This is a genomic window from Dactylosporangium darangshiense (assembly GCF_039537565.1).
Lineage (GTDB): Bacteria > Actinomycetota > Actinomycetes > Mycobacteriales > Micromonosporaceae > Dactylosporangium > Dactylosporangium darangshiense.
In genome coordinates this window covers 19618-32187 of record NZ_BAABAT010000047.1, presented here as the reverse complement: position 1 = coordinate 32187, position 12570 = coordinate 19618, and the positions used below count along the sequence as shown (strand labels likewise).

Below are 12570 nucleotides of genomic sequence, written 5' to 3'. Positions count from 1 at the left end.
ACCTTGCGCCGGCGCGTGCTGACGCGCGCGAAAACTTCCCGAAGCCTCGCCCCATGAGTGGAGAGGGACACATGCGCCTCTTGCCTCCGCCCAAGCCGCTGACCGCCCTGATCACCGCCGCCGTGCTCGCGACCGGCCTCACCGCCTGCGGCGGCTCGAGCGGCTCCTCCGACACGAGCAGCGCCACCTCCGGCACCATCAACTGGTGGGGCTGGACGCCGACGGACACGGCGACCGCCGAGCACTACATCGCGGCGTTCAACAGGCAGTACCCGAACATCAAGGTCAACTACAAGCTCGTCAACATCTCCGACTGGGTCGCCGCGCTGCGCCCGGCCCTGGCGTCCGGCAAGGGGCCGGACGTGTTCGACATGCAGCCCGGCGCCTACGTCACCCAGTTCAAGTCGTTCGCCGAGGACCAGACCTCGCTCGCCGAGGAGGCGCTGGGCAGCGACTGGAAGTCGAAGGTCGCGCCGATCGGCATCAGCGGCCTGAGCGCCGACGGCAAGCTCACCGCGATGTCGGTCGGGTCGGTGTACGCCGGTCTGCTGTGGATCAACGCGAACCTGTTCGCGCAGTACAAGCTCGACCCGCCCAAGACGCTGGCCGACTGGAAGCACGTGTGTGACGTGCTCAAGCAGAACGGCAAGGGCTGCTTCGTGCAGGGCGCCGCGCAGGAGGGCTTCGACCAGGACACCCTGCAGTCGATCGCCAACTCGGTGCAGCCCGGCCTGTGGACGAAGGCGTCGACCGGCGACGCGAAGTGGAACGACCCCGGCATCGTCAAGACGCTGACGATCTGGAAGGACCTGTTCACCAGCGGGATCATGCAACCCGGGGCGGTCGGCTACCAGCAGTACCCGGATGCCAACAACGACTTCCTCACCGGCAAGTACGGGATGGTCATGATGGGCACCTGGTACACGCAGTACGCCACCACCAAGGCGATGACCGCGGCGCTCGGCGCGGCCGGGGTCAGCGGCGCCCAGCCGTTCCCGATCGTGCCCATCGCCTTCCCCGACGTCGCCGGCGCCGGCAACACCAGTGAGATGTACGGCGACGCCGACTTCGGCCTGGCCATCGCCACCAAGTCGCAGCAGAAGGCGGCCGCCCGCACCTTCGTGAAGTGGATGGCGACCTCGGCCGAGGGCCAGCAGGTGGTCGCCGACCAGCTCAACGACCTGCCCAACCTCAAGTCGGTGCAGCCGAACTTCGACAACATCACGCTCGTCGACCCGGCCCGGCAGAAGAGCGCGGTCCAGCAGTTCATCACGCAGGCCGGCGGCGTCACCGAGCCGCGCGAGTCGCTACTGAGCGCCGACGTCCAGACCGCCATCCTGGCCGCGGCGACCTCGGTGGCCACCGGCGCGGCGACGCCCGAGGCGGCGGCGAACACGCTGCAGAAGGCCGCGGAGGCGGCGGGAGAGACCTTCAAGTGACGGCTTCCGTGCAGCAGCAACGCAACGACGGCCGACCGGGATCCCCCGTCCAGACCCGGAGCCAGGGCGGCGGACGGCGCCGCCGCCCGGTCCGCCCGCCCGGCCTGCCGTGGATCCTGCCGGCGCTGGTGCTCACCGTGGGACTGATCTACTACGCGGTCGGGTACACCGGGTACATCTCGACGCTGGACTGGGACGGGGTCAGCCCGGACCCGCGCAGCGTCGGCGGGAACAACTACAGCCGGATCTTCGCCGACCCGGTGTTCTGGGCCGCCGTGCGGCACACGGTCGTGTTCTACGTGGCGACCTTCGTCATCCAGACGGCGCTCGGACTCGCCTTTGCGTCGCTGCTGCATGCGAGGTTGCGCCTCGCCACGCTGTACAAGGTGATCGTCTTCATCCCGGTGGTGCTCGCGCCGGCGATCATGGCCCCGGTGTTCCGGCACATGTTCGCCCCGGACGGTGAGCTGAACTGGGTCCTGGACCACGTAGGGCTGGGCTCCCTCGCCCAGCCCTGGATCGGGCAGACGAGCACCGCGCTGCCGGTCATCATGTTCATCACGATCTGGGAGTGGACCGGCGTCACGTTCGTGCTGTACTACGCCGCGATGACGCAGATCGACCCCTCGGTCCTCGAGGCGGCCCGGATGGACGGCGCCGGCAACCTGCGGAGCCTGGTGAGCATCATCTGGCCGGAGATGCGCGGCACCACGGTGGCGCTGGCGATCCTCGGCGCCATCGGTGCGCTGAAGACGTTCGACGTGCCGTACCTGGTCACCATCGGCGGGCCGAACTACGCCACGGAGTTCCTCGGCACGTACATCTACCGCCAGACGATCCCGCTCAACCATGTCGGCTACGGCGCGGCCCTGTCGATCATCCTGCTCGTGATGGCCCTGATCATGGCGCTGATCCTGCAGTTCGCGGGACGCGAGCCGGCTGGGCCGCGGTCACGCCGTCAACGAAAGGCACGCGACTGATGTTCGAGGTGCGCACCTGGCGCGGCCGCGCGCTCCTGCAGGTCGTGACCACGATCCTGGTCATCCCCTTCCTGTTCCCGCTCGTCGTCATGGTCAAAGGCGCCTTCGCCGGACAGGGCCTCGAGAACTTCCGGGCCGTGCTGGCGGTGCCCGGCTTCGCGCGGTTCTTCGCCAACAGCGTGCTCATCGCCGTGGTGGTCATCGCGCTGGTCTACGTGGTGACGATGATGGCCGCGTTCGGTTTCGCCAAGCTTCATATCCGCTTCCGCGAGGTGTACTTCTGGCTGCTGCTGATTTGCCTGACGCTGCCCGAGGTCGTCCTGCTCGCCCCGCTGTTCGCCACCGACCTGCGCCTCGGGCTCTACGACACCTACTGGGCGGTGGTCCTGCCGCTGGCCGCGCTGCAGGTGCCCTTCGCGGTGCTGCTCACCCGCACGTTCATCAACGGCCTGCCGGACGAGCTGTTCGAGGCGGCCCGCGTCGACGGCGCCAACTCGTTGCGCGGCTTCATCCACCTGGTGATCCCGCTGACCCGCCCGATCGCCGCGGCCGTCGTCATCTTCACCCTCGTCGCGGCCTGGAACGACTACCTCATGCCGCTGGTTTTCCTGCAGAGCGCCGACCTGCAGACGATCACGCTCGTTCCGCAGTACTTCGTCGGCGAGTTCAGCAACGACCAGACGAAGATCCTCGCCTCCGCGGTCATCACCGCGATCCCCGAGGTCGTCGCGTACCTCAGCCTGCAGCGGCTGTTCGAGCGTGGGCTATCCGCAGGTGCCATCAAGTAGGTCGGCCGGCGCCATCGCGCAATACCGAAAGGGACACGCAATGCCACTCATCCAGGTCCACCTCGACCGCGCCGTGTTCACCGCGTCCCAGGCCGAGATCGGGGATGCGATCCACGACGCGCAGGTCGAGGTGCTGGGCATCCCGGCCGACGACCGCTTCCAGATCTTCCTGCCGCACGACGCCGGCGAGCTCAAGTTCGACCCCGGGTACAACGGCGTCGACCGGCGCAGCCTGCTCGTGGTGCGCATCGTGGCGGTGCGGATGTACGACACGCAGACCAAGCACCACCTGTTTCGGGCCATCGCGGACAAGCTCGCACCGCTCGGCATCCGCCCCGAGGACCTGCTCGTCTGCCTGACCGAGAACGGCGCCGAAGACTGGTACGCCGGGAAGCTGTAGAAGGGGTCCTGCTCATGCTCTCATCGGACACCGCCGACCTGCGCGTGCTGTACATCGGCGGCACGGGCGCCATCAGTGCCTCCTGCGTTCGCCTGTCGGTCGAGACCGGCATGCGGGTATCGGTGCTCAACCGCGGCCGCAACGACGCCGGCCGCGCCATTCCTGACGCCGCCGAGCGGCTCGTCGCGGACGTCGGCGACGGCGCCGCCCTCGCCGCCGCGCTCGGCGGGCGCAGCTTCGACGCCGTCGTCAACTTCCTGTCCTACGACGCCGAGGACGCCCGCCGTATGGTCGAGCTGTTCCGGAGCCGGACCCGGCAGTACATCCACATCAGCTCCGGCTCGATCTACGCCAAGCCGGTGTGGCAGGTGCCCATCTGCGAGTCGACGCCGACCGGCCCGAACCCGCACCTGGCCTACGCGACCGCGAAGTGGCGGGCCGAGCAGGCCCTGCTGACCGCCCACCTCGCCGAGGGATTCCCGCTGACGGTCGTCCGGCCGTCGCACACGTACGACGACGCCGGCCCGCCCCTGCCGGGCGGCTGGACGGTCGTGGACCGGCTCGCCCGCGGCGACGAGATCCCGGTGCACGGCGACGGTACCTCGCTGTGGACGCTGACCCACGCCGAGGACTTCGCGCAGGGTCTGGTCGGGCTGCTGGGCAACCCGCGGGCGATCGGCGAGACGTTCAACATCACCGGGTCCGACGTGTACACCTGGGACCAGATCTACACGATCGTCGCCGAGGCCCTCGGCGTGCGGCCCCGGCTCGTCCACGTGGCCTCCGAGATGTACCCGCTCGTCGCGCCGGAGTGGTTCTGGTCGGGCGAGATGCTCGGCGACATTGGGCACAGCGCCGTGTTCGACACCGGCAAGATCCGCGCATTCGTGCCCGGCTACGCGCCGCGGCTCACCTTCCACCGCGCGGTGACGCGGATGGTCGCCTGGCGCCGGGACCACCCGGACACCACCAAGGCCGATCCCGAGACCGACGCGGTCCTCGACCGGATCGTCGGCGCCTACCACGCGGCCCGCGACGTCTTCGCCGGGCGGGCGGCGTGAGAACGGCCGTCCTGGGCGCGACCGGGCTGCGGATCACCGAGCTGTGCATCGGGACCAGCCCGCTGGCCAGCATGCCGCAGTTGTACGGCTACGAGGTCACCGAGGAGCGGGCCGTCGCGACCGTCGACGCCGTCCTCGACGGCCCGGTCACCTTCATCGACACCTCCAACGGGTACGGCCACGACGGGTCGGCCGAGCGGCGCATCGGCGTCGCGCTGGGCAAGCGGGGCGGGCTGCCGCCCGGCGCCGTCCTGGCCACCAAGGTCGACCCCGACCCGCGCACCGGCGACTTCTCCGGCGCGCGGGTGCGGGCCTCGCTCGCCGAGAGCCTGGAGCGGCTCGGCCTCGAGCGCATCCAGCTCCTGCACCTGCACGACCCGGAGCGGATCGGCTTCGACGAGGCCATCGCGCCGGGCGGCCCGGTGGAGGCGCTCGCCGACCTGCGCCGGGAGGGGCTGGTCGAGCACCTCGGGGTGGCCGGGGGGCCGGTCGGGTTGCTGCAGCGGTACCTCAACACCGGCGTCTTCGAGGTCGTACTGAGCCACAACCGCTACACCCTGCTGGACCGCTCCGCCCAGCCGCTGTTCGCGGCGGCACACGCGCGCGGCATAGGAGTGCTTAACGCCGCGCCCTACGGCGGTGGCATGCTGGCCAAGGGGCCGCAGCACCAACAGAAGTACGCCTATGGCCGGCGGGACGACGCGATCGCCGCTGCCGCGGGCGCCATGCGTGCGGCCGTCGCCCGGGCAGGGGTGCCCCTGGCCGCGGCCGCACTGCAGTTCTCGCTGCGGGCGCCGTTCGTGGACTCGACGGTGGTCGGGGTCTCCTCGCCACAGCGCGTCCGCGAGACGCTCGACCTCGCCCGGCTGCCGATTCCCGACGACGTCTGGCAAGAGCTGGAGACACTGGTGCCCGACCCCCGGCTGTGGCTGGACCCGCCGTCATGACCGTGCGCAAGATCGGCCTGCTCGGCGCAGCCGGCATCGCCGGCAAGGCCGCCGTCCTGCCCGTCCGGCGCCATCCCAGCTGAGCTCAATCGTCGGGCCAACCCTGACGCCGGCTACTTCGGCTGCTGGAAGTTGAGAGTCGTCCATATCCGTTGGGACATGTAGTTCCTGACGCGGGTGATGTAGCCTTCGGCGGCGCTGGTGTGCCAGCGCCCGGAGAACCAGACGCCCATGCATCCCCAGGCGTCTCCGGCGGCGTACTGGGATCCGCGCTCGACAGTGTTGAGCCAGGTCATCTTGCCTTCGTAGCAGTCCCGCCAGACGGCGTACGCGTAGTCCACGTTCATCGCCGTGGACTTCTCGACATCCGGGAACGCGGCCAGGTTGTACGGGTAGCGGACCTGCAACATCCCGTAGCTTTCCGGGCACTTTCCGGGGGTGCCGTCCGCCCCGAGCCCGTGGTTGGCCGGGCAACGCGAGGCGTCGGTACCCCAGTCGCCCTTGTTGTCCATGCGCCACCAGCTCTCGATGGCGGCCTGTGCCTTGGCCATGTCCTCGTCAATGCCCCACCTGCAGGCGGCCCAGCGCAGGATCTGCTCCGTGGTACCGGTGAAGTTTCCGTCGACGCGGTTGAGCGGGGCGCCGGCGCCTGGCACGGTGTGCCCGGTGGTGTTGTTAGCGGTCGCATTGACCGCCTTGTTCTCGGGGATGGCCATGGACCGGACCGCGGCGGCGCACTGCGCACCTGATGGCAACGCGGCGGCCGGGGCGAGCAACCGGAACTGGCCGGTGGAGGCAGTCGTCGTTGTCTTGGTCGGGGTGGCGCTGGCCTTCGTCAGGGACGGTGACGTGGCGATGCTTGCGGTGGCGCTCGGTGCCGCGGAGGAGGAACCCGTGGCGGCGGCCGTCGGTGTGCTCGACGATGTGAACGCCGCGCTGGAAGCCGACGCCTCGAACGCTCCCAGACCGTATGCCGCGACGGTGCCACCGCCGAGCACCAACATGGTGGCCACCGCGGCCGCGGCCGGCTTCGTCGCGAGCGGGGTTGCGAGCTTGGCGAACCAACCGCCCGAATGCCCGGTACCGGCATGGACCAACGCCTCGGCACCAGGTGGCAACGCGGCCACGACCAGCCCTGCCGGCAGCGGGACCAGGGCCAACCCGATCAGCAGCCGGTCGGCCGGCACGAGATCGGTCGAAGAAGCGGCGCAGCTGTCGCACTCGCGGGTGTGACGGGCGAACCGCTTACGCCACAACGTCGAAGGCTGACCATCCCAACCCTGGGCCAGCTGCGCGCAACCCGGCGATGCCCGCAGCGCTCGCACGATCGCCCGGGCCGCGTCCAACTGCGCCCGCATCCGCTGTACCCGCACCGTCACCTGTTGCGAGTCCGCGAATTGATGCCGGGACTGCACACCGGCCGAGGCCATCACCACCACGGCCAAGTGAGGCAGGGGATCACGACCGCCTGGGTGCCGCCGTGCCCGCGGAGGTGTCGCCGCTGCTGGGGGTGAGTGGGAGCTCCACTCGCAGCTTGGTGCCTGCGCCGGGTGTGCTGTGCAGGATCAGCCGGCCGCCGAGCGCTTCGGCGCGGTCCTTGAGGCCGAGCAGGCCGGTGCCTCGGGTGAAGTCGGCGCCGCCGATGCCGTCGTCGTGGATTGTGACGTGCAGGTGGGTGTCGTTGGTGTCGGTTTCGACGGTGATGGTGGCCGTTGTGGCGTGTGCGTACTTGGCCGCGTTGGTGAGTGCCTCGGCGACGACGTAATAGGCGCTGACTTCGATTTGCTCGGGCAGGCGGCCCTCGGTGTGGAGGTTGACGTCGACCGGGATCGGGGAGCGGCGGGCCAGCATGCGCAGCGCCGGGCCGAGGCCTCCGTCGGTCAGGATGGCCGGGTGGATTCCGCGGGAGATTTCGCGCAGTTCGTCCAGGACACCGGTCGCGGCGGCGACGGCCTGGTCGAGCTCTGCGGCGAGTTCGGGCGGCAGCGCCGCTTGTGCCGTGCGCAGTTGCAGCGCCAGCGAGACCAGCTGCTGCTGGGCGCCGTCGTGCAGGTCCCGTTCGATGCGCCGGCGGGTCTGGTCGGCGGCGGCGACGATCCGCGCGCGGGAGTGGGTGAGCTCGGCCTGGCTTTCGGTGTTGGCGATGGCGGTCGCGACGAGTTCAGTGAAGTCCACGAGTCGTTGTTCGGTGTCCTGCGGCAGCCGTTCGTGGCGTGATCCGACGTTGATGGCGCCCCAGAGCTGACCCTCGACCACGATCGGGCTGGCGACCGCGGAGCGGACCGCTGCGAGGGTGGTCTCGACCGGGCTCGGGTGGGTCGCCGAAGGAATCACCCACCGGTACGTCGGGTCGTAGGTGTCGCGGCGGGCGGCGCGGGCGGTCGCCTGGACCGACGCCATGGCCGAGTGCGGGTCGGGCTTGCACCGCAACCCGGCCCGGGCGCGTTCGAACCCGTAGACGCCCATGACGCTCGCCTGACCGTCCGCTTCGAACCGGACGACCGCGGTGCCGTCGGCACCGAAGAGCGTGCCGACTTCCTCGGCCACGGCAGCGAAAACGAATTTGGGTCCCATGCCGCGGGCGACCAGCGTCGCGACTCGCCGCAGTGCCGCTTGTTCGTCGGCGATGCGCCGGAACGCGGCGTACAGCTGGGCGTTGTCGAGGGAGACGGTGAGCTGGCCGGCGATGAGTTTGACACCGTCGAGGCGGTCGGTGGTGAACGCGGTGCGGATGAGGCGGTTCTCGAGGAGGAGTACCGCCTGCAAAGCGCCGCGGCCGAGGACCGGCACGGCCAGCAGCGCACAGCACGTGATGTCGGCGAAGTACGGGTCGCGGGCGAAGCGGTCGTCGCGGGTGGCATCGGCCACGACCAAGGGTTCCCGCATCCGCTGGGCGTAGCGCAGCACGGACATCGGCACGATGTGTTCGTGTCCGGTCCCGCACGCCGGGATGACGCGGCCGTCGCCGCCCGGTGCGCACAGCAGCCAGTCTTGCTGGTCGTCGCTCCACAGCAGCAGGTGTACGCCGGTGGCGCCGGTCATCGCGCTGAGCACCTCGACCAGGCGCCGGTACAGACCTTCGACGTTGGTCTCGGAGCTCAACGCCCTCGACGCGGAAAGGATGGCGAGCAGGTCGATGGTACCGGTGGCGACGCTGGAGCGGCGACGGGCAAGCGCACCGGGGCGGTGGGTGTCGGGGCCGGTGACCGTGTCGGCCTGTGTGGCCAGGGCCGGGTAGGCCCAGTCGAGTTGGTCGACCTTCGCGGTGGCGCCCCAGGCGAGGTACTCCTGGCGGGCCTCGGCGAGCAGGCCGGAGCCGGCGTCTTCGAGGCCGTGGGCGAGGTAGAAGCGCGCCGCGTGTTCGGTGATCAGGGCTCGATGCCACGGGCGCCGCCGCTCGACCGCATGCCGGGCGGCGTCGAAGCCGAGGGCGGCGCCGCGGAAGTCGCCGAGGGCCCACGCCCGCTCCGCCTCCAGCAGCCGCAACATGTGCAGGAAGTTGTCCGGCGCGTCCACGGCACGGGCGGCCAGCCAGCTGGTCACGTCGTCCAGTTCGGCCAGCAGATCGCCCCGCTCTGCGTCCTGGGCGGTCCGGGCCTGGCCGGCGAGGGCCAGCCCGTGCAGCAACCGCGCATGGGCGGTCGAGTAAAGGCCATGCCCGGCGATCGGCAGCAGCATCATCATCGCGGCCGTGTTCCGCGCCAGCGCCGCCACGTCGCCGAAGATGGCGGCGGCGATCGCGCGGGTGACGTGCGCGTGGAACAGCGCCCACGGGCTGTCGGCGTACTGGTCGAACGGGCCGGCCTCGTCGGCCGCAGCGGAGTCTTCGGCGCCCAGCACACGAGTCAACCACCGGTAGCCGTCGAGCCAATGGATGGTCTGCTCGCTGCCGATGCGCCGCAGGTAGGTCAGTCCGGTCCGCATTTCGGTGACGTAGACATCCAGCGAGGGCAGGCACTCCAGCATGGACACCGCGGTGGAGTGGTAGGTGTAACCCGCGTTGGCCAGGTCGCCTCCGGCGATCAACCCTTCGCGCGCCCGCTGCGCCGCCCCGACGCTGTCGTCGAGCGGCTCGAACCAGCAGCTCAGCAACGAGAACAGGAAGCGCGTCTGCGAGGTGTCCGGCTCGTAGCCGCGCGCCTCGCCCAGCGCGACGAACCTCCGCAACGTCCGGTACCCGACCGTGTAGTCGCCGCGCACCGCGACGGCGGCGAATCCGGCGTGGCAAGCCGGGCCTAGCAGCGTACGCGCAGGGCCGTACTCGATCCACGCCCGCAGCGCTTCCAGGCTCAGCCAGGCGAATGTGGTGTGGGCGGTGAAGTAGGCGGCCGGCAATATGGCGTTGATCAGCCGGCTCGCGGCAAGCAGCGTCGGCTCGGTGACCTCCGGCCGAGCCAGCTCCTCAACGTCGTCGGTGTGCTCCAGCCACCGGTACAGCTGGTCGAGCCGCTGGTCGAACTCCATAGGGAGCCGATCCGCGGCCGGCATGGCGATGCCCAGCTCGCGCAGCGAGGCCAGGCCGAGCGCGATCGCCTCGGCGTAGCGGCTGCGGTGGGTCAGGCTGCGTGCCTGCACCACCGTCGGGTCCACGCGCTCGAAGGCGGTGGCGCACAGCCCCTCGATCGTGTGGTACTCCTCGTCCGCTTCCTCCAGGCGCCCGAGGCTGTACAGCGCGGCGTGCCGGCCGGCGTGCACCTCGACGAGCGTAGCTGTCTCCTGCGGGCTGATCAGCCGCAGCGCGGCCCCCAGCAGCGCATTCACCAGCGCGTAGTCCCCGATCAACACCGCCTGGCCCGCGGCGCGGCGCAGCAGCCGCACCACCAGCGGCCGCTCCGCGGCGTCGTCGACCGCGTCGACCACGTGCAGGTACTGCCCGGCCGCGACCGCATACAGCTCCGGCTCGGCCGCGAGCCGCCGTGCCATCGCCAGTTGCAGGGTGCGCCGCCGCCGCGGGTCCAGCTGGCGCAGGATCACCTCGCGGATCCGGTCGTGGCGGAACCGCACCGCCTGCCGCACCCCGGGCTCGGCCACCAGCACGCCGTTGTCGATGGCGGGTGCCAGCCGTTGTTCCACGACGTCCGACGGCTCGGCGGTGGCGGTCTGCAGCACGCGTGGCTCCGTTCGCCCGCCGAGGCAGGCCATCGCATCGAGCATCTGCCGGGACATCGCCGGCATGGCGTCGACCCGCGCCGCCAGCAACCCGGCCATCTCGGACCGGCCCAGGCGCGCCCGCACCTCCGCCTCGTCCCACCGCCAACCGTCGGCCGTCACCGTCAACACGTCGTCGCGGCGCAGTCCGTTGAGGAGCTCGACGGTCTCGTACGGATTGCCGGACGTATACGAGTCGATCACCTCGACCAGAGCGGCCACCGCCGGCGGGTCCACATGGAGCACCTCGGCCACCATGGCGACGGAGGCGGACACCGGCAGGTTGGCCAGCCGCAGGCACCGCACTCCCGGTTGGCGCCGCCACCGCGACAGCTGTCCCGCCAGCAGATGCGCCACGTCCGCGCCGGCTTCGCGGTACGCACCCACCACCAACAGCCCCTCGACCGAGGCCTCGCTCATCACGAGGTCCACGAACCCGAGTGGCACGCGCCCCGCCCACTGCAGATCGTCGAGGAACAACACCACCGGCCGTTTCGGCGAGGCGACCACGCGCAGCACCTCCGCCGCCATGCGCTGCGCCCGCGTCTGCGCGGTCAGCGGATCGCCCGGGTCGGGCGGCACCCCGAGGAGCGTCGCGAACTCCGGCACCACCGCGGTCATCAGGCTCGCGTGCGGACCGAGCGCCCGCAGGATCCGCCCTCGAATCTCGGCCAGCTCATCCTCCGGCTCGGCCAGCAACAGCCGACCCAACGCCCGGAACGCCTGATAGACCGCGTCGAACTCCAGGTCCCGCCGGTACTCGTCGAACTTGCCCGCCACGAACCAGCCGTCCCGGCCCGTCACCACCGACCGCAGCTCGTCGACCAGCGCCGTCTTGCCCACCCCCGGCGCCCCGGCGACCAGCGCCCCGCGGCACCGGCCCACCAGCGCCTCATCGAACGCCGCCTCCAGCGCCGCCACCTCCGCGTCGCGACCCACCAGCCGCGACGACGGCAACAGCCGCAACGGAACATCACGCTCGCCGACCCGCAACGCCGCCGGTCCACGGCGCGTCTCGTCATCCCGCAACCGCTCCAGGTCGTAGACCACGCCCTCCGCCGTCTGATACCGGTTGTCCGGCTCCTTCTCCAACAGATGCATGATGATCTCGGACAGCGGCGCGGGTACGGCCGGGTTCACCTCCACCGGCGGCACCGGCACCCGCGCCAAATGATCATGCGTAAGCCGCAGCGGGTCACCCGAACCGAACGGCGGCGCACCCGTCGCCAGCTCGTACAGCGTCGCACCCAGCGCGTACAGGTCCGCGCGCTGATCCACCGGCCGGCCGGTACGCCCGGTCTGCTCCGGCGCCAGGTATTCCAGCGTCCCCACGATCTGGGTGGGATGGGTGAACTCGGGACGGATCTCGGCGAACGACGACGCCAATGCGAAGTCCACCAGACACGGGGCGCCGTCCCGGGCGACCACGATGTTCGCCGGCGTAATGTCACGGTGCATCGCACCTCGCCGGTGCACCCCCGCCACGGCTCGGGACAAGCCCGCCGCGAGCTCGATCAGATCGTCAACCGGCAGCGGCTTCGCCATCGCGGCCAAAGGGCTGCCGCAAACGTCCTCCAGTACGATCGACCCGGGGTGCAGCGGCGCCTCCGCCAACTGCGCCACCCCCGCCACGCCGCGCAGCCGCTGGAGGATCGCCGACTCGTGCTGCAACCGCTGCTGCGCATCCGCTCCGAGCACGTCCTTGCAGATGACCGTTCGGCCCGCAACGAACAGCCGTCGAATGCGCGTGCGTTCGCTCTCGTGCAATATCGCAGTTTGAACGGGCGCATCTCCGCCCGGTAGCACT

The 12570-nt window shown here is 70.6% G+C and carries 8 protein-coding genes; 6 read left to right on the top strand and 2 right to left on the bottom strand.

Annotated elements, in window-relative coordinates; all coding sequences use genetic code 11:
• The first annotated feature begins 71 nt into the window (after positions 1 to 71).
• The 6 genes from ABD901_RS47470 to ABD901_RS47445 are packed head-to-tail and all read left to right on the top strand — an operon-like array spanning position 72 to position 5615.
• Complete coding sequence (locus tag ABD901_RS47470) at positions 72 to 1439, top strand: ABC transporter substrate-binding protein (protein WP_345138659.1); 1368 nt, start codon at positions 72 to 74, stop codon at positions 1437 to 1439.
• On the top strand, positions 1436 to 2419 hold the full coding sequence (locus ABD901_RS47465) for a carbohydrate ABC transporter permease (protein WP_345138656.1): 984 nt from the start codon (positions 1436 to 1438) through the stop codon (positions 2417 to 2419). The genes ABD901_RS47470 and ABD901_RS47465 overlap by 4 nt, the downstream gene beginning before the upstream one ends.
• Complete coding sequence (locus tag ABD901_RS47460) at positions 2419 to 3207, top strand: carbohydrate ABC transporter permease (RefSeq protein ID WP_345138651.1); 789 nt, start codon at positions 2419 to 2421, stop codon at positions 3205 to 3207. The genes ABD901_RS47465 and ABD901_RS47460 overlap by 1 nt, the downstream gene beginning before the upstream one ends.
• Positions 3208 to 3247: 40 nt before the next feature.
• Positions 3248 to 3607 carry a tautomerase family protein gene (locus ABD901_RS47455; RefSeq protein WP_345138647.1) on the top strand — a complete coding sequence of 120 codons (360 nt, stop codon included), beginning with the start codon at positions 3248 to 3250 and terminating at the stop codon, positions 3605 to 3607.
• A gap of 14 nt (positions 3608 to 3621) precedes the next feature.
• Entirely contained in the window at positions 3622 to 4668 is a 1047-nt protein-coding gene (locus tag ABD901_RS47450) for an NAD-dependent epimerase/dehydratase family protein (protein ID WP_345138644.1), read from the top strand.
• Positions 4665 to 5615: an aldo/keto reductase gene (locus ABD901_RS47445; RefSeq protein ID WP_345138641.1), complete on the top strand. Its 951-nt coding sequence runs from the start codon at positions 4665 to 4667 to the stop codon at positions 5613 to 5615. Before ABD901_RS47450 ends, ABD901_RS47445 begins: the two co-directional genes overlap by 4 nt.
• A gap of 113 nt (positions 5616 to 5728) precedes the next feature.
• Here the strand turns inward: ABD901_RS47445 and ABD901_RS47440 are convergent, their stop codons facing one another.
• Both ABD901_RS47440 and ABD901_RS47435 read right to left on the bottom strand, forming a co-directional pair.
• Complete coding sequence (locus ABD901_RS47440; RefSeq protein WP_345138637.1) at positions 5729 to 7060, bottom strand: sigma-70 family RNA polymerase sigma factor; 1332 nt, start codon at positions 7058 to 7060, stop codon at positions 5729 to 5731.
• 13 nt (positions 7061 to 7073) lie between these two features.
• Positions 7074 to 12395 (bottom strand): AAA family ATPase, encoded by a 5322-nt coding sequence (locus tag ABD901_RS47435; RefSeq protein WP_345138836.1) that lies wholly within the window; start codon positions 12393 to 12395, stop codon positions 7074 to 7076.
• Positions 12396 to 12570: the final 175 nt, after the last annotated feature.